The sequence below is a fragment of the Amycolatopsis sp. NPDC089917 genome (assembly GCF_040684635.1).
Lineage (GTDB): Bacteria > Actinomycetota > Actinomycetes > Mycobacteriales > Pseudonocardiaceae > Amycolatopsis.
This window is the reverse complement of record NZ_JBFBGL010000011.1, coordinates 118,318-135,020: the sequence shown is the minus strand read 5'-3', so window position 1 is coordinate 135,020 and position 16,703 is coordinate 118,318. Positions and strand designations below refer to the sequence as shown.

The window sequence follows — 16,703 nt, the reverse complement described above, 5'->3', positions numbered from 1 at the left end:
GGTTTCTCGCGGTGGCGCGTTTCAGCGCCCGAAATGCCCCAGCTGCTCGCCGCCGAGCACGTGCGCGTGCACGTGGAAGACGGTCTGCCCGGCGTCACCGTCGGTGTTGAACACCACCCGGTAACCGGATTCCGCGATCCCCTCGATCTCCGCGACCTTGCGCGCCGCGAGCGCGACGTCCGCCAGCAGCCGCGGATCCGCCGCCGCCAGCTCGCCGACGTTCCGGTACCGCTTCTTCGGCACCACGAGCACATGCACCCGCGCCTGCGGCGCTATGTCCCGAAACGCATACGTCGTCGCGTCCTCGTACACCTTGTCGGACGGGATCTCGCCCGCGATGATCCGCTCGAACAACGTCTCCGCGTCACTCATCCCCCCACCCTATCCCCCACCCGGCGCAACGCCTCCCCAAGTCCGTGAAGGCCTCCTTGAGGGACTCTGGGTCCCTCAAGGAGGCCTTCACGGACTTGCGAGCAGGGTGCGCAGGGCGGGCAGGAGGACGCGGTCGGCGGGGAGCCAATCGAGACCCGAAAGCTCCACCGGGGAGATCCACCGGACGTCTTTGTGCTCCACCGCCCGCGGCTCGTCCCCCGCGCCGACCAGCGACGCGGCGTAGATGCGCAGCACCTTCCCCTTCGGCAGCGGGACGTCTTCACCGACCCGGCCCCCGACCTTCACGGCGACGTCCAGCTCCTCCAGGCATTCACGCGCCAGAGCGGCCTCGTCGCTTTCGCCGTCTTCGACCCGCCCGCCCGGCAGTTCCCATTGCCCGGCGTGGTCGGCGGGCCAAGCCCGCTGCTGCGCCAGCAGCTGTCCGTTCCGCACGATGGCGGCGCCCACGATCACCACGGCGCACACCCTACTGATGGCCGGGCCACCGCTCGCGTGATCGGACGGACAGCACGCGTGTCCAGATGGACGACACTCGTGATCAGACGGACGACACGACGGCGGAACCCCGGCTACACGTGTGTCGTCCGTCTGATCACGGGTACGAGGAGCGCTGAGGCCGGGCCACCGGCCAGACGATCTGGAAGCGCGCCCCGCCATCGGGTGATTCGCCGACGCGGACCCGGCCGCCGCGCCGCCGGACGGCCTCCGCGACCATCGCCAGTCCCAGCCCGGTGCCGCCGGAGGACCGCGCCCGCGAATCGGAAACGCGGTAGAAGCGGTCGAAGACCCGGTCCCGGTGTTCCGGCGCGATACCCGGCCCGTCGTCGTCGACCACCACCCGCACCGAAGACCGCGACGCGAGCACCGACACCACGATCTCGCCGCGCGCGTACCGGCAGGCGTTGCGCAGCAGATTGCTCAGCACCAGTTCGACCTCGGCGTGCGTGGCCAGCGCCCACGCCGTCCCGACCGTGCCGCTCACCCGGACGTCCGGCGCGCCGGCGGGCATCCGCGCGACCGCGGCCCGCACCTCGCTCACCAGCTCGACCGGTTCCGCGGGCGGTACCTCCCCCGCGTCCGACCGTGCCAGCGCCAGCAGCCCGTCGAGCAGCGCGGACAGCCGTTCCGACTCCTCCAGGATGTCGGAGAGCGTCTCCTGCGAGAGCTCGGGATCGGGGTTGGCGACGGCGACCTCGGCCTGCACCCGGATCGACGCGACCGGCGAACGGAGCTCGTGCGCGGCGTCCCCGGTGAACCGCCGCAGCCGGTCGGCGCCTTCCTCCTGCCGGGCCAGCAGCGCGTTGAACTCCTCCGCGAGCGCGCGGAGTTCGTCGTGCGAATCCGGCAGCGGCAGCCGCGCGCCCGGCGGAAGCGCCCGGACCGATCCGCGCATCCGCGCCACCGGCCGCAGCGCGAACCGCACCAGCAGCCACGTCGCGATCCCGGCGCCCACCGCGCCGACGGACGCGACCACGAACAGCCACAGCCCGCCTGAACGCACTGCGGTGGCGAAGCCGACCAGACCGGCGCCGGCGGCGACCAGCCGCTGCTGCCCGTCGGGCGCGGTGATCACGGTGCCGACCCAGCGCCAGCTGTGCTCGCCACCGGTCGTGACCGGTTCGCCCGCCTTCAGCGCGCGGACCTCCGCGGGGCCGAGGTTCGCGGCGGGCAGGCCGTCGACCGGGCCGCCGCCGGTGTCGAGGACGCGGACGGTGACCGCCGAGGCCGTCGGTGGCCGCCCGGCGGAGACGTCGGCCTTCGCGATCTCCAGCTGGGCGCCGAGTTCGTCGTCGACCGAGCCGATGAGCAGCGGCCGGAGGTTGTCCCCGGCGACCGCCGCCAGCCCGAGCAGGAATCCGAGCGTGACCGCGGCCGTGAGCAGGGTGATGCGGACCTGGAGCGATCGGCGGCGCCACCAAGACGGTGAGCCGATCACCCCTGTCCCGCCGGGGCGATCACTTCGTCGAGCTGCGGATCCGAAGCCAGGTAGCCGTGCCCGCGCACGGTCCGGACCAGCGCGCCCGCGCCGACCGCGTCGAGTTTGCGGCGCACGTAGCCGACGTAGACCTCGACGACGTTGCGGGTCGCGGCCTGCTCGTCGCCCCAGACGGCGCGCAGCAGCTCGTCCTTGGTGACCACCGTGCCCGCGCGGCCCGCCAGCACCTCCAGCAGCGCGAACTCGCGGGGGCTGAACGCGACGTCGACGCCGTCGTAGCGGACCTGCCGCAGGCTCCGGTCGACTTCGAGCGCGCCGATCCGCAGGGGCCCGCGGATCGCGTCCGGCGACGCCCGCCGCAGCACCGCGCGCACCTGCGCGACCAGGACGACGAACGAGAACGGCTTCACGAGGTAGCCGTCGGCGCCGAGGTCGAGGCCGTCCGCCTGGTCGACCTCGCCGTCCTTCGCCGAAATCATCAGCACCGGCGTGGTGACGCCGAGCGCCCGCAGCCGTTCGAGCACGCGGTAGCCGGAAAGCCCCGGAAGCATGATGTCGAGCAGGACGACGTCGAACGAGCCCGTCTGCGCGAGCCGCAGGCCGCTGGGCCCGTCGGCCGCCGTGACCACGTCCATGTCCTCGGCGCGCAGCCCCCGCTGCAACGCCTTGCGGACGCCGGGCTCGTCGTCGACCACCAGTACTCGAGGTTTCACGTCCCTCATCATTCACGCTTTCACCAGCTCACGCGCGACCTCTCAGCGCCATCTCAGCCTGGGAGGCGGAGTCTGAGTGGTATCTCAGCGTTTCCGGGGAAGCGTTGTCGCCAAGACCCGAGCACACTGGGGTTCGGGGAAACAGGGAGAGACAGCATGGATCCGAAGAGGAAGGCCATCACCGCGGCGGTGGTGGGGACGGCCCTGGGTGTCGGCGGGCTCGCCGTCGTCGCGCTGCCCGCCAGCGCGGGTGACGCCCCGGTGCTGCCGCAGATCAGCGCCGAAGAGCTGGTGCAGTCCACGCTCAACGCGAAGCCGGCGGCGTTCGACGGCAAGGTCAAGGTCAGCAACGACCTCGGCCTGCCGCAGATCGGCAGCACGCTGCCCGGCGCCGCGGCGCTCAACGTCGACTCGGCGCAGATCTCGACCGACGGCGCGGGCAAGAGCAAGGTGTCGCTCACCGAGGGCTCCAGCCAGCAGACCATCGTCCGCAACGGGCAGAGCGTCTGGGAGTACAACTCCAAGGACAACTCCGCGACCAAGGTCACCATCCCGGACGACCTGGCCAAGGAGCACCAGAACAAGACCGAGGGCCAGGCCGTCGATCCGGCCACGGTCGCGTCGGAACTGCTCGGCAAGGTGCGCGAGAGCAGCACGATCGCCGTCGACGGGACGTCCTCGGTGGCGAACCGTTCGGCCTACGAGCTGGTGCTGACCCCGAAGCCGACCGAGCGGACGCTCCTGCGCGAGATCCGCGTCGCGGTCGACGAGCAGACCCGGATGCCGCTGCGGCTGACGGTGCTGGCCAACGGCACCTCCTCCCCGGCGCTCGAGGTCTCCTTCAGCGAGATCAACTTCGCGGACCAGCCCGCGTCGAACTTCGAGTTCACCCCGCCGAAGGGCGCGAAGGTGACCGAGAAGACCGCCGAGGTCGACCCGAAGAACCGTGAACTCGCCGAGCAGGCCAAGTCCGACGTCAAGGTCGTCGGCGACGGCTGGGACACCGCGATCACCGGGAAGATCCCGGCTGACGCGCTGGCCAAGGCCGGCAGCGCGAAGGACGAGGAAGGCCGCCAGGTCGACCCGAAGGCGCTGCTTTCGCGGTTCGCCAAGCCGGTCAGCGGTGCCTGGGGCAGCGGATGGCTGGTGACCACCAAGGTCGGCAGCGGCGTGCTGACCGACGACGGCCGCTTCGCCGTCGGCGCGGTGCCGGAGCAGGTCCTCTTCGAGGCTTTGGCCGCGAAGTGACCACCACTTTCGAAGCCGGGACGGACGCCTCTCGGGAGGCGTCCGCTCCGGCGGTACCCATGGCGGCCCGCACCAGGGGCCTGCGCAAGGTCTACGGCCGCACGGTGGCCGTGGACCACGTCGATCTCGACGTTCCCGAAGGCGCCGTGCTGGGGATGCTCGGCCCCAACGGTTCGGGCAAGACGACGACCATCCGGATGCTGCTCGGACTCGTGCGGCCCACCGAGGGCGAGGTCGAACTCTTCGGCAAGAAGATGCCCGACGAGGCGGCGCACGCGCTGCCCGACGTCGGCGCGCTGGTCGAGGGTCCGGGTTTCCACCCCTTTCTCTCCGGGCGGGAGAACCTGCTGCGCGTGGCGGCGGCCGAACCGAGGCTGGCCTCGGCCGGGATCCCGGGCGCGGTCGACGCGGCACTTGAGCGCGTCTGCCTGAGCGACGCCTCGACCCGGCGCTACAAGGGGTACTCGCTGGGCATGAAGCAGCGGATGGGGCTGGCGAGCGCGCTGCTCGTGCAGCGGCGGATGATCGTGCTCGACGAGCCGACCAACGGCCTCGATCCGGCCGGTACCAGGGAGATCCGCCGGATCATCGCCGAACTGCACGCGGACGGCGTCACCGTGCTGGTGTCGTCGCATCTGCTGGCCGAGGTCGAGGCGACGTGCACGCACGTCGCGGTGCTCCAGTCGGGGAACGTGATCGCCCAGGGCGAGCTCACGGAACTGCTGGAGTCGGGGAACGCGGCGCTGCTGGTGCGGACGCCGGACGCCGAGCTCGCGGTGGAAACGTTGCGGGAGAACAGGATCGGCAGCAGGCTCACCCCGGACGGCGTCCGCGTGGACCTCACCGCCGCCGAAGCCCCCGACGTCCTGCGTCATCTGGTGACGGCCGGAGTGGCCGTGCACGAGGCGGCGCGGGCCCGGACCGGCCTGGAGGACCTGTTCGCCCGGCTCACCCAGCCGGAGTCCACTGTAGACGGTGAGGGGGAGTCGTGACCCACGCTCTGGCCGCGGCACCCGCGGCACGGACCGGCAAGGACAGCGTCGGCCTGCTCCGGCTGTATCGCGCCGAACTGCGCTGGATCTTCCGGCGGCCGCGCACGCTGGCCGTACTGGGCCTGCTCGCGCTGATCCCGATCGTCATCGGCGTCGCGCTGACGCTCGTCGACCCCGCGGAGGCGAACGGCGGTGGCGGCGGCGGGGACGGCGCGCTGCTCGCGTCCGCGATGAACAACGGGTTCATCCTGCCGGTCGCGGCCCTGACCATGACGCTGGCGCTGCTCCTGCCGCTCGCTTCGGCGATGGCCGGCGCGGACGCGATCGCCGGCGAGGCCGCGCACGGCACCTTGCGGGGCTGGCTGATCGCGCCGGTCGGACGGGGCAGGCTGCTCGCGATCAAGGCGTTCGGCGTCGCGACGGTGTCGGTGATCGCGGTGCTGGCGATGACGTTCACCGGATTCGTCACCGGGCTGATCATCAGCGGCACCGACTCGATGTTCACCCTCACCGGGTCGACACTGAGCGTGTGGGACGCGCTGGGCAGGCTCCTGATCCTGGCCCTGTGGATCACCCTGCAGCTGTGGGCGGTCGGCGCGGTCGCGCTCGCGATCTCGTCGTTCACCGAGCATCCGATGCTGGTGGTCGCGTCGGTGCTGGCCGGGACGATCGTGTTCACCATCCTGGGCTTCCTGGACGCGGTCTCGTGGCTGCATCCGTTCCTGCTCAACAAGGACTGGGCGCAGGCGCCGGCCTCGGTGCTGATGGATCCGCTCGACACGACGTTGCTCGGCGAGGGCGCCCTGCGGGCCGCCTGCTACGTCGTCATCGGGCTCTCGATCGCCTACTCGCGCCTGACCACGCGGGACGGCTGACTTTCACCAGGGCGAACGAACGGCCTTTCACCGCATGCGACGCGGTGAAGGGGCTTCAGGCGGTTCCGCCCAGGGAGTACCGCATTCAGGGGACTAAGTACGTAGCCGGGCGACGCCGTCCGGGTCCAGGGCGAGCCGGACGACGTCCCCCGGGCGCAGGTCGGCCGTCACCGGCGCGACGGCGTCCACAGTGGACAGGTCACCGCCGGGCGCCACCACGAGCCGGACGTGTTCCCGCCGGTGCACCACGGCGGTGACCTCGCCCTCGACGCCGTCGGGGGCGACCCGCAATCCGTGCGGCCGCAGTCCCAGCCGCACCGCGCCGTCCTCGACGTCGGACAGCGTGACCTCGCCGAGCGGCGTCCGGACCACACCGCCGGACGCCTCGCCGTCGACGAACGTCGTCACGCCGAGGAATCGCGCCACCTTCTCGTCCACCGGCTGCCGCCAGACGCGGCGCACCGCGCCCTCCTGCCGGATCTCGCCGTCGTCGAGCACGGCGACCCGGTCGGCGAGGGTGAACGCCTCCTCCTGATCGTGCGTGACCAGCAGCGCGGTGATCTTGCTGCGCCGCAGCAACGCCGCGAGGTCGATCGCCAGCTGTTCCCGCAGTCCGGCGTCCAAACCGGACAGTGGTTCGTCCAGCAGCAGCAACCGCGGTTCCGGCGCCAGCGCGCGGGCCAGCGCCACCCGCTGCGCCTGCCCGCCGGACAGCTCGGTCACCCTCCGCCGCTCGTAACCACTCAGCCCGACCAGGTCCAGCAGCGCCCGGACCCGTTCCGCGTGCTCGCTTTTCGGCACGTCGTGCATCCGCAGGCCGAACGCGATGTTCGAGGCGACGTCCTTGTGCGGGAACAGCTGCCCGTCCTGGAAGACCAGCCCGAACTCCCGCCGGTGCACGGGGACGCCGGAGAGGTCCTCGCCGTCCCAGCGCACGGTGCCCGACGTCAGCGGCTCCAGCCCGGTGATCGCCCGCAGCAGCGTCGACTTCCCCGAACCGGACGGGCCGAGCAGCGCCAGCACCTCGCCGTCGGCGATGTCCAGCCCGGCGTCCTTCACCGCCACGAAAGATCCATAGTGGACGGTCAGGTCCCGTACCGACAGCGACACTAGAACTCCCCTACCGAATTCTGCCCGCGGACCGCGCCGAACCGGTCGATCAGCACCACCGCCACCACGGTCACGATCATGAGCAGCGCGCAGGCCGCGTAGGCCATCTGGTTGTTCAGCTCCCCCGGCCGCGAGATCAGCGTCGCGACGGCGACCGGCAACGTCGGCGCGTCCGGCCTGGCCAGGAAGCTCGTCGCGCCGAACTCGCCGAGCGCGACCACGTAACCGAAACCGGCGGCCGCGACCAGCGAACGCGCCGTCAGCGGCAGATCGATCTCCCGCCACACCCGCCCGGGGCTCGCGCCGAGGGTCGACGCGGCCTGCCGCAGCCGGACGTCGACCGACCGCAGCACCGGCAGCACCATCCGCACGATCAGCGGGATGATGACCAGCGCCTGTGCGAGCGGCACCAACAGCGGCGAAGTCCGCAGGTCGCCCGGCAGCGCGTCCAGCGTGACGAGGTAACCGAAACCGACGGTCACCGCGGACACGCCCAGCGGGAGCATCAGCGCCGCGTCCATCGTCTCGCCCATTCCCCGCGCCAGCCTGCCCGGCGTGCGGCGCAACGCGACCAGCACGACGGAGGCCAGCACACCGATGATCATCGCGAGCATGGTCGCGTCGAACGCCGTCCGCAGCGACATCGACGCCGCGTCCCAGCCAGAGACCTGGAGCGCGCCGCGGGATCCGTGCCCGGCGAGCGCTTCGTACCCGGCGAGACTCCAACCGTCCGAATCAGACCCAGTGGACACGGATTCGACGAGCAGCGCCACGATCGGCGTCATCAGGAGCGCGATCACCGCGAGCCCGGCGCCGACAGCCCACCACTCGCCGCCCCTCGGTCGCCTCGCGGTCTCACTCCCCGAGCGCAGGCGAACCGCGTTCTCCCGGCGCCGCCTCGCCAGCGCGCCGACGACGAGCGCGGCGACGACGGCGGCGAACTGCACCAGCGACAACGCGGCCGCGCCGGAGAGGTCGAGCAGTTCCACCGTGCGCAGGTAGATCTCGGTCTCCAGGGTGCGGTACTTCGCTCCGCCGAGAATGAGCACGACCCCGAAACTGGTGGCGCAGAACAGGAACACCACCGCGGCCGAGGACGCGACGGCGGGCGCGAGCGCGGGCAGCGTCACCGTGCGGAAGGCACGCCACGGTGACGCGCCGAGCGCCCGCGCCGCGTCCACGGTGCGCGGGTCGAGATGGCTCCACAGCCCGGAAACCGTGCGCGCGACGACGGCGACGTTGAAGAAGGCGTTGGCGAGCACCAAGGGCAGCAGGCCCCCGTCGGGCCAGAGCGCGCGGAACGCCAGGCCGACCACGACGGTCGGCAGCACGAACGGCACCAACACGAGCGTCCGGACCAGCGATACACCTGGCAGCTTCACGCGGGCGAGCAGGAACGCGACCGGCAGGCCCGCGAGGACGGCGACGATCGTCGAAACCCCGGCGCCGGCGACGGTGAATCCGGCGAGTTCCCAGGTCAGCGGATCGCCGATGGCCGTGCCGACGCCGCCGGAACCGAAGCCCCGGCCGATGATCGCCGCGACCGGCCAGGCGAAGAACACCACGAGGAAACCGAGCGGCAGCACGGCGAGCGCGCCGAGCCCGGCTCCTCGGAAGGTCGGCCTGGAGGTGCTCAGCCGCCTTTCAAGGCGCGCTTTCGGATTTCCACAGCCGGGCCGTGACATCGGCTGTTCGCTCACCTGGCCGAGTCGGCGGCCCGTCTCCGCAAATCCGAGGCCTCCGGCCGAAGAACGGCGCGCGCGCGTATCGTCGCCCGGTCTGTCGGCTTCAGTTCGCGATGCACGCCTTAACCTTCCACTAGCGTGCGCCACTGGGCGATCCACTGCTCGCGCCCGGCCTGGATCTTGGCCGGTTCGAGCGTCTTCGGCTGCTGCGGCAGCGGCGCGGCCTGCGCCCAGCCCTGCGGGAGCTCGACGCCCTGGCGGGCCGGGTACACGTACATGTTGCTCGCCACGGTCACCTGGAACTGCTGGGACAGCAGGAAGTCCACGACCTTGCGGGCCTTGTCGACCTGCTTGCCGCCCGCCAGCACACCCGCGTACTCGACCTGGCGGTAACAGGTGTCCAGCAGCGCCTTCGTCCGCGGCTTGCCGTCGTCACCGAGTTCGGCGGCGGGCGAGGACGCGTAGGAGACGACGATCGGACGCGGTCCCTTGCCCGAAGAGCCGGAGAATTCCTTGGTGTAGGCCTCTTCCCAGCCGCTGACCGTCTTGAGGCCGTTGGCCTTCAGCTGCGTCCAGTACGCCTGCCAGCCCTGTTCGCCGAACTGGGCGACGGTGCCGAGCAGGAACGCCAGGCCGGGCGACGACGTCGCGGGGCTTTCGGCGACCATCAGGTCCTTGTACTTGGCGTCGGTCAGGTCCGCGAACGACTTCGGCTCCGGGATCCCCTTGTCCACGAAGTACCGGCTGTCGACGTTGACGCAGACGTCGCCGAGGTCGACGGCGGAGAGCCGGTGCTCGGGGTCGACCGAGTAGCGCTGCGGGCCGCGATCGGCTTCAGGGCTCGTGTACTGCTCGAAGACGCCCTCGGCGAGCGCGCGGGAGGCGAACGTCGAGTCGATGCCGTAGGCGACGTCCCCGATCGGGTTCGCCTTGGTCAGCACCAGTTTGTTGGTCAGCGCGCCCGCGTCACCCTGCTTGAGCACGGAGATCTTGATGCCGGACTGCCGCTCGAACGCGTCGAGGACCTCCTGCGGGGCGAGCCACGAGTCGTGTGTCACGAGAGTGACCGTCGCCGGCGCCTGCGGGTCGTTCCCCGTGTTCCCGGAGAGCGAGCAGCCCGCGACGAGGGCGGCCACCGTGCCAGCCGCAACGACCGTGCGGAGGGCGCGTTTCATCTAGCCTCCTGCGTTCTTCAAAGGGGGGACCCGTGGCAAACGTGCAGCGTAGCCGACGGCGTACCACCATGGAGTCATGGCGGAAATCTTGAACGACCACCAGGCCGACGAGGCCGTGACCAAACTCTCCGGCTGGACTCGTGACGGCGTCACGATCGAGCGGACGGCGAAGCTGCCGAGCTTCCCGAAGGCCATCGAAGCGGTGGACAAGGTGGCCGAACTGGCGGAGGCGGCCGACCACCATCCGGACATCGACATCCGCTGGCGGACGGTGACGTTCCGGCTCAGCACGCACTCCGCCGGAGGGCTGACGGAGAAGGACTTCGCGCTTGCGTCGCAGATCGACGGGGTACTCGACGCTGTGTGACGTCCGCAACGACTGCGCCACGACACCGCTTCTCGGACGTCTCCCGGATACGACCGAAGAGAAAAGGACGAATGATGACGCAGGCGATCGTGGTGGGTTTCTCCGCATTCGGCGCGATGGTGGCGGCCGCTGCCGGAGTGCTCTGGTACACGGCGCGCGATCGGCACCATCAGCACGATCAGTGACCTTGATCACACTGACGTTTAAAGGGTAACGCGGAGCCTGATCAACGCGCTGTTCCCGGCGGACCTGTCGCTTCTCGCCCCCGGGGAACCGCCGTGAACAACGCCTCCATCACCGCCGCCCAGCGCGCCTGGGTGACCACCTTCGCCGCGGCCATCACGCTGCTGACGATCATCGTGCTCGGCCTTCTCGGCTAGACCTGGCCCGAGTAGGCCTCGCGGGCGGCGACAAGCTCCGGAAGGTGCTTCGCCGCCCACTCACGGCATGCCTCCATCGGCTCGAACAACGTCCGGCCGAGCGAGGTGAGCTCGTACTCCACGCGCGGCGGCATCTCGTCGTACGCCGTCCGCGTGATCATGCCGTCGCGCTCCAGGGCCCTGAGGGTCTCCGTGAGCACCTTCGACGTGACTCCCCGCAGAGGCACCCGCAGTTCGGAGAACCGGCGCGGCCCCTCTTCCAGGCACAGCACGACCAGGCCCGCCCATTTGTCGCCGATCCGGAACGGCGTCAGATTCGACGGGCACTCCGGCGCGAACATGTCGGGACTCAACGGCTTCACCTGTCCGAAGTTACCCTCGCCCATGCGGCCAGTTCGCCCGCCGCGTCCGAGTAGGTGCGCGAACCGGTGGACATCGCGATCACGAGGTCGTACGCCTCGTCTTCCGGTGCGTCGAGGTCGTGACCGTTCAACCCGTAGAAGACGAACGTCGCCATCCAGGACAGCCGCTTGTTACCGTCGATGAGCGGATGGTTGCGGACGACCGACTCCAGCAGCACCGCCGCCTTCTCGTTCAGCGTCGGATACGCGTCCTGGCCCATCAGCGAAGCCTGCGGGCGATGCGCGGCGGAATCGAGCAGCCCGAGATCGCGGACCTTGGGCACGCCGAGGTCTTCCGCGAGCGCCAGGAGGTCTTCGACGGTGAGATACTCGATCACTGGGCTAGACGGTCGAGCAGGGCGGCGTAGCGCTCCCTGCCGTCATGGGACAGCGCCCGGACACGGTCGTCACGGACGCGGCGCGCGGCGGCCTCGGTGATGGCGCGAACGGTGGCTTCGTGCTTGCTCACGCCGTCGGTCTCGGCCAGCAGCGCGAGTGCGCGCTCCTGCTCGTCGTTCAACCTCAGGGTCATGGCCATGCGATCGATGCTACCACTCTGGTATCACTCCTTCGACGCCTTTTCCAGTGCCCCGTACGCGGGTCCGCGTAGGCCCGATTGCCGCTTCCGGGCCGACGCCTTCCGCAGCCACGAGCGGGACTCTTCAGTGGTCATCCGATCCAGTGAGGAGTCCCACCATGAATCGTTCCACCGCGGCCGTCGCCAACGCCTTCTTCCTCTTCGTCGGCGTCGCCGGCCTGATCATCCAGATCGCGTCGGGCGTACCCGGATTCCCGGACATCCCACCTGGCCCGTTCATCCTCGGCATCACCGGGATCCTCGTGCTGACGCTGGCCGCCCGGTTTCGCTGGATCCTCTTCCTCGGCATCGCCGCACCGGTGTTCATCCTCGTCGGCGCCCTGCTCGAAGGCTCGTTCTGGGGACGGCTGGCCGATGTCGGCGACTTCGGGCCGTTCGTCGGGACCGCGCTGCTGATCGGCGGGGTGATCGCGGCGGCGGCCTGCGGCGTCGTCGCCGTCTCGCAGGCCTACCACCGGGCCGCCGTGCGCTGAATCGGAAAAAGGGGACGATCGGAGGTTGTTCCGGCGACTGTCCGACTCTTAGCTACTCGAACGAAGAGTCTCCCGAGATGTGAGGGGTGTTCCATGGCAGGTCTGCGCAGACGTGAGGTGCTCGCGGGCGCGGTGGCACTGGCGGGCGCGGCGACGATCGGGCTGAACCCCGGCACCGCCGCCGCGGCCACGCAGCAACGTCCGGGCGCGCAGTTCCCGCCGTCGCTGGACTTCGGCGACTACCCGGTGATCGCGCGGGTCCGGTCGCGGCGGGCGCTGGAGCACCTGCGGGTGCTCAGCGACAAGATCGGCCCCCGGATCGCCGGGACCGAAGGCGAACTGCGGGCCAAGGACTACATCGCGAAGGTGCTGCGCGACCTGCGCTACCAGGTCACGCTTCAGCCGTTCCCGATCGCCGACAAGTTCCTGGGCGGCCTGTCGATCGGGCGCGACAGCTGGCAGACCGGCTCCTCGCCGCAGGGCGCGCAGGACGTCACGCGGGAGGCCGTCGTCGTCGACGCCGGTGACGGGACCACGCTTCCGGACGACCTGACCGGCAAGATCGTGCTGATCGCGGCCGTGACGAACAAGGCCGACGCGTACCTCACGGCCGCGCAGCGCGGAGCGGACGCCGTGCTGATCGGCCGGGTCAGCGCGGACCCGGCGCGGAAGCTGTCCGCGTTCTCGCCGACGCTCACCACGCCGGTCACCGTCCCGGTGCTCGGCCTGGCCCAGGTGCAGGTGGAACGCCTGCGCGAACGGCTCGCGAAGGGTTCGGTCACCGCGAAGGTCACGGCGACCCACCACAAGAACCTGACGTCGTACAACGTCATCGCCGAGCGGCCCGCCACCTTCCCCGGCAAGGACAACGGCGTGGTCATGGTGACCGCGCACTACGACAGCGTCCCCGGCTCGCCGGGCGCCAACGACGACGGCAGCGGCACCGTGCTGTGCCTGGAGCTGGCGCGCGTCCTGCGGTACCTGCCGACGAACAAGGCGCTGCGATTCGCGCTGTGGGGTTCGGAGGAGTACGGGCTGATCGGCTCGCGGCACTACGTGTCGAACCTGTCCGATCCGGAAGCGAAGCGGATCGCGGGCTGCTTCCAGAACGACATGGTCGCCACCAGCTACGACCCGGCGAACATCTACTGGCTGCTTTCGGTCGACGGCGCCGACAACGCCACGACCGCGGCCGTCAACGCCGCCGCCAAACGACTCGGCTACGACCCGCAGGTGAAGGGTCCGGTCGCGCGCGGTTCGAGCGACCACGTGCCGTTCTTCGAGCGCGGTATCGCTTCGGGCAACTTCAGCTGGCGCGGCGAGGGCGGCCCGGCGCTGCTGGAGCCGACGTACCACACGCCGGAAGACACCATCAAGGACAACGTTTCCCTTGAGCGGCTTCAGGTTTCGCTGGAGCTGATCGGCTCCGCCGCGTACAACCTGCTGCGGAAGTAACGCGCGCGGCCCATGTCATGAAAGGGTCGTTCAGGACGTTTCTTGTCCTGAACGACCCTTTCATGACACTCAGGGGCCAGGATTGTCGGTGGTCACTGCTTCCATGACGCCATGACCACCGTGCACGAGATCGCCGCACTCCTGCCCGACCCCGCCCGCCTCCGCGAGCACCTGCGCGCACTCGCGGTCCTGGATTCGGCGATCGGCGAAGATCCGGAGTACGGCCAGTACACCTTCGACTCCGCCTGGGGTCCCGGCGTCGAAGCCGCCTTCATGGACAACGGTTCAGGCGACGACTTCACCGTTCTCTTCACTTCGTCCGGCGTGCTCGTCCACGGCTTCGACCACGAGTCGCCGATGAGTCCCTACGCGGCGGACGACGAGCGGGTCTGGCCCGGCGTCATCGACGACGTGCCCGCCGCCCTGCGCTCGCTCCTGGAAGATCCCTCCTTTCACGAAGAGGGCATCGACGTTCCTCGGGTCACCGCCTGCCTGTGGTGGGAGCACGGAGACACCGCCTGGCACACCGGATCGGCCATCACCTTCCCCACCGAAAGCGAGAGCCCGGACGGAGCGGGTTTTCTCTTCGAGCTCCTCGTCGGTCGATCTCCCGAAGCCGTCAGATCCCACTTCGAGGACTACTACGAGCGCCCTGTCCCTCTCGACGCCATCCGCCATGTCCTCGACGGGAACCCGCTCACGCCCGCGGTCGCCGTGGCCCTCAACCCCGCCATGCTCTCCGACGAAGCACTGCTCGAGAGAATCGCCGAGCATCCCGAAGCTGCCTCGTATCTGGCCTGTGACGGCGAGTTCGACCTCGCCCGCACCGACCCGATCGAGTCCATCGCCCTGCCCAACGGGCTTTCGGTGAAACCTGTCGCGGGCTGCAACGCCGGTGGCACCCATTACCTCTGCGGCCCGGCGACACCCGACGGCTCGCGCCCCGTTCTGTACACCGACTCGGAAGGCGGCGCTTCCCTCATCGCCGAATCCGTCGCCGAGGCGGCGACCCTCGCGATAGTCCTGCCGTCTTGGCACGACGCCTTGGCAGGCTCACGTCCCCCTGAGCTCGGAGCCGACCACCTCGAAGACAACCCGGACCACCCCGCCGTCCGCGACCGGCTCCTGGCCGAGCTCCGGCTGCCTCCGGCCACCGAGCAGGAAGTCCTGGATCGTTTGCTCGCCACCGCCGCCCGCACGGTCCCCGACGGGTTCCTGCCTCACGTCGCCGGAGAGGAGGATTCCGCTTTCGAACCCTTGCTCGGGTGAAGTGGCAGGCTCACCGGTATGAACGGTGTGCTGACCACTGTGGTCGCGATATCCGGAACCTTGGCCGGTTCGACCCTCACCTATCCGCTCGGTCTCCTGAACACACGTCGAACAGAACGAACCGCCCGTGACGAACGGCTTCGGCAGGAACGGATAAGCGCCTACGTGGCCTTCGCCGAAGCCATGACCGACCTGCGGCAAGGCGTGATCGCGAAGTGATTCCTCAAAGAGCGCGGCGCGACGGCCGATCACGCACGGCTCAGGATCCGGATGCTCACCGAAGATCCCGAGCTCCTCGGGCTCGTCGACGCCACCTTCGAGCCGATCGGGGCCTTGCATCGAGCACCGGAACTGGCCACCGTGAAACAGCTCGAAAAACGCAGCCAGGAGACCCTGACCGCGTTCATCCAAGCCGCGGGGCGCCAAGTGCGATGACGTGTTCCCGTCGCCGCAGGCAGGTACTACGCGAGATCCGTGCGTGTCGTCCGCACCGGCTCAGACGTTGAAGCGGAACTCCACCACGTCGCCGTCCGACATGATGTAGTCCTTGCCCTCCATCCGCACCTTCCCGGCAGACCGGGCTGCGGCCATGGAGCCGTTCTCGATCAGGTCGTCGTACGAGACGACCTCGGCCTTGATGAAGCCGCGCTCGAAGTCGGTGTGGATGACGCCGGCGGCCTGCGGGGCGGTCGCGCCCTGCGGGATCGTCCACGCGCGCGACTCCTTGGGGCCCGCGGTCAGGTACGTCTGCAGGCCGAGGGTGTGGAAACCGGCGCGCGCCAGCGAGTACAGGCCCGGCTCCTGCTGGCCGACGGACTCCAGCAGCTCGCGAACGGACTCCTCGTCGTCCAGTTCGAGCAGCTCGAATTCGACCTTGGCGTCGAGGAACACCGCGTCCGCGGGCGCGACCATCTTGGCCAGCTCCTCACGACGGGACTCGTCGGTGAGGATGCCTTCGTCGGCGTTGAAGACGTAGAGGAACGGCTTCGTGGTGAGCAGGCTCAGCTCGCGCAGCGCCTCGAAGTCGACCTCCTTCTGCGCCTGGAAGAGGGTCCGGCCCCCGTCGAGGATCTCCTTGGCCTTGACCGCGTTGTCGAGGGCGGGCTTGGCTTCCTTCTTGGTCCGCGCCTCCTTCTCGAGCCGGTGCAGCGCCTTGTCGAGGGTCTGCAGGTCGGCGAGGATCAGCTCGGTGTTGATCGTCTCGATGTCGCTCGCCGGGTCGATCCGGTCGTCGACGTGGATCACGTCCGGGTCGTCGAAGACACGGACGACCTGGCAGATTGCGTTCGCCTCGCGGATGTTGGCGAGGAATTTGTTGCCGAGCCCGGCGCCCTCGGAAGCGCCCTTCACGATGCCCGCGATGTCCACAAAGGACACGACGGCGGGCACGGTCCGCTCGGAGCCGAAGACCTTGGCGAGTTCGTCCAGCCGCGGGTCCGGCAGCGGGACGACGCCGACGTTGGGCTCGATCGTCGCGAACGGGTAGTTCGCCGCGAGCACGTCGTTGCGGGTCAGCGCGTTGAACAGGGTGGACTTGCCGACGTTGGGCAGGCCGACGATGCCGAGGGTGAGACTCACGGGCCAGAAGTCTACGTGCCGCCCGCCGCCGCATCCGCCGAGGCCTTGATCGCCG

The 16,703-nt window shown here is 69.9% G+C and carries 20 protein-coding genes; 9 read left to right on the top strand and 11 right to left on the bottom strand.

From position 1 onward, the window contains the following. Positions 1–21 precede the first annotated feature (21 nt). From AB0N89_RS11290 to AB0N89_RS11275, 4 genes are all read right to left on the bottom strand, one after another. Entirely contained in the window at positions 22–372 is a 351-nt protein-coding gene (locus AB0N89_RS11290; RefSeq protein WP_364203183.1) for a histidine triad nucleotide-binding protein, read from the bottom strand. Positions 373–459: 87 nt separating this feature from the next. Then, a complete protein-coding gene (locus tag AB0N89_RS11285) occupies positions 460–849 on the bottom strand; it encodes an NUDIX domain-containing protein (protein ID WP_364203180.1) in 390 nt (129 codons plus the stop codon). Between the two features lie 136 nt (positions 850–985). Beyond that, a complete protein-coding gene (locus AB0N89_RS11280) occupies positions 986–2,329 on the bottom strand; it encodes an ATP-binding protein (RefSeq protein WP_364203178.1) in 1,344 nt (447 codons plus the stop codon). After that, positions 2,326–3,054 (bottom strand): response regulator transcription factor, encoded by a 729-nt coding sequence (locus tag AB0N89_RS11275; protein ID WP_039917931.1) that lies wholly within the window; start codon positions 3,052–3,054, stop codon positions 2,326–2,328. The genes AB0N89_RS11280 and AB0N89_RS11275 overlap by 4 nt, the downstream gene beginning before the upstream one ends. 144 nt (positions 3,055–3,198) lie before the next feature. On the opposite strand from AB0N89_RS11275, the gene AB0N89_RS11270 reads away from it, so the two are divergent. The 3 genes from AB0N89_RS11270 to AB0N89_RS11260 are packed head-to-tail and all read left to right on the top strand — an operon-like array spanning position 3,199 to position 6,157. Further along, entirely contained in the window at positions 3,199–4,290 is a 1,092-nt protein-coding gene (locus AB0N89_RS11270; protein WP_364203175.1) for an outer membrane lipoprotein carrier protein LolA, read from the top strand. Next, on the top strand, positions 4,287–5,282 hold the full coding sequence (locus AB0N89_RS11265; protein WP_364203172.1) for an ABC transporter ATP-binding protein: 996 nt from the start codon (positions 4,287–4,289) through the stop codon (positions 5,280–5,282). The genes AB0N89_RS11270 and AB0N89_RS11265 overlap by 4 nt, the downstream gene beginning before the upstream one ends. Next, positions 5,279–6,157 carry an ABC transporter permease subunit gene (locus AB0N89_RS11260; protein ID WP_364203169.1) on the top strand — a complete coding sequence of 293 codons (879 nt, stop codon included), beginning with the start codon at positions 5,279–5,281 and terminating at the stop codon, positions 6,155–6,157. Before AB0N89_RS11265 ends, AB0N89_RS11260 begins: the two co-directional genes overlap by 4 nt. A gap of 93 nt (positions 6,158–6,250) precedes the next feature. Here the strand turns inward: AB0N89_RS11260 and AB0N89_RS11255 are convergent, their stop codons facing one another. The 3 genes from AB0N89_RS11255 to AB0N89_RS11245 all read right to left on the bottom strand — a co-directional run bounded on the left by AB0N89_RS11255 (position 6,251) and on the right by AB0N89_RS11245 (position 10,127). Then, the gene (locus AB0N89_RS11255) at positions 6,251–7,267 is read right to left on the bottom strand and encodes an ABC transporter ATP-binding protein (RefSeq protein WP_364203167.1); all 1,017 of its coding nucleotides are present in this window, start codon (positions 7,265–7,267) and stop codon (positions 6,251–6,253) included. Continuing rightward, complete coding sequence (locus AB0N89_RS11250) at positions 7,267–8,853, bottom strand: iron ABC transporter permease (RefSeq protein ID WP_364203265.1); 1,587 nt, start codon at positions 8,851–8,853, stop codon at positions 7,267–7,269. Before AB0N89_RS11250 ends, AB0N89_RS11255 begins: the two co-directional genes overlap by 1 nt. Before the next feature lie 221 nt (positions 8,854–9,074). Further along, a complete protein-coding gene (locus AB0N89_RS11245) occupies positions 9,075–10,127 on the bottom strand; it encodes a thiamine ABC transporter substrate-binding protein (RefSeq protein ID WP_364203164.1) in 1,053 nt (350 codons plus the stop codon). 76 nt (positions 10,128–10,203) lie between these two features. Here AB0N89_RS11245 and AB0N89_RS11240 point away from each other — a divergent pair, with 76 nt between their 5' ends. Beyond that, entirely contained in the window at positions 10,204–10,494 is a 291-nt protein-coding gene (locus tag AB0N89_RS11240) for a 4a-hydroxytetrahydrobiopterin dehydratase (RefSeq protein ID WP_364203162.1), read from the top strand. A gap of 376 nt (positions 10,495–10,870) precedes the next feature. On the opposite strand, the gene AB0N89_RS11235 is transcribed toward AB0N89_RS11240, so the two are convergent. From AB0N89_RS11235 to AB0N89_RS11225, 3 genes are read right to left on the bottom strand one after another with little or no spacing between them, the layout of a single operon-like run. After that, positions 10,871–11,215, bottom strand: a complete 345-nt coding sequence (locus tag AB0N89_RS11235) for a helix-turn-helix domain-containing protein (RefSeq protein WP_364203262.1) — start codon at positions 11,213–11,215, stop codon at positions 10,871–10,873. 17 nt (positions 11,216–11,232) lie between these two features. Beyond that, positions 11,233–11,613: a type II toxin-antitoxin system death-on-curing family toxin gene (locus tag AB0N89_RS11230; RefSeq protein ID WP_364203159.1), complete on the bottom strand. Its 381-nt coding sequence runs from the start codon at positions 11,611–11,613 to the stop codon at positions 11,233–11,235. Next, on the bottom strand, positions 11,610–11,813 hold the full coding sequence (locus AB0N89_RS11225; RefSeq protein WP_364203156.1) for a CopG family transcriptional regulator: 204 nt from the start codon (positions 11,811–11,813) through the stop codon (positions 11,610–11,612). Before AB0N89_RS11225 ends, AB0N89_RS11230 begins: the two co-directional genes overlap by 4 nt. Positions 11,814–11,971: 158 nt before the next feature. Between AB0N89_RS11225 and AB0N89_RS11220 the strand changes: the two genes are divergently transcribed. From AB0N89_RS11220 to AB0N89_RS11200, 5 genes are all read left to right on the top strand, one after another. Next, entirely contained in the window at positions 11,972–12,346 is a 375-nt protein-coding gene (locus AB0N89_RS11220; protein ID WP_364203154.1) for a hypothetical protein, read from the top strand. Between the two features lie 93 nt (positions 12,347–12,439). Next, entirely contained in the window at positions 12,440–13,801 is a 1,362-nt protein-coding gene (locus AB0N89_RS11215; RefSeq protein WP_364203151.1) for a M28 family peptidase, read from the top strand. Between the two features lie 111 nt (positions 13,802–13,912). Then, positions 13,913–15,070: a hypothetical protein gene (locus AB0N89_RS11210; RefSeq protein ID WP_364203148.1), complete on the top strand. Its 1,158-nt coding sequence runs from the start codon at positions 13,913–13,915 to the stop codon at positions 15,068–15,070. A gap of 18 nt (positions 15,071–15,088) precedes the next feature. Then, positions 15,089–15,289, top strand: coding sequence for a hypothetical protein (locus tag AB0N89_RS11205; RefSeq protein ID WP_364203145.1), 201 nt, complete (start codon positions 15,089–15,091; stop codon positions 15,287–15,289). A gap of 51 nt (positions 15,290–15,340) precedes the next feature. Next, the gene (locus AB0N89_RS11200) at positions 15,341–15,505 is read left to right on the top strand and encodes a hypothetical protein (RefSeq protein ID WP_364203142.1); all 165 of its coding nucleotides are present in this window, start codon (positions 15,341–15,343) and stop codon (positions 15,503–15,505) included. Between the two features lie 60 nt (positions 15,506–15,565). Here the strand turns inward: AB0N89_RS11200 and ychF are convergent, their stop codons facing one another. Then, the gene (ychF, locus tag AB0N89_RS11195) at positions 15,566–16,648 is read right to left on the bottom strand and encodes a redox-regulated ATPase YchF (RefSeq protein ID WP_093936618.1); all 1,083 of its coding nucleotides are present in this window, start codon (positions 16,646–16,648) and stop codon (positions 15,566–15,568) included. Positions 16,649–16,703: the final 55 nt, after the last annotated feature.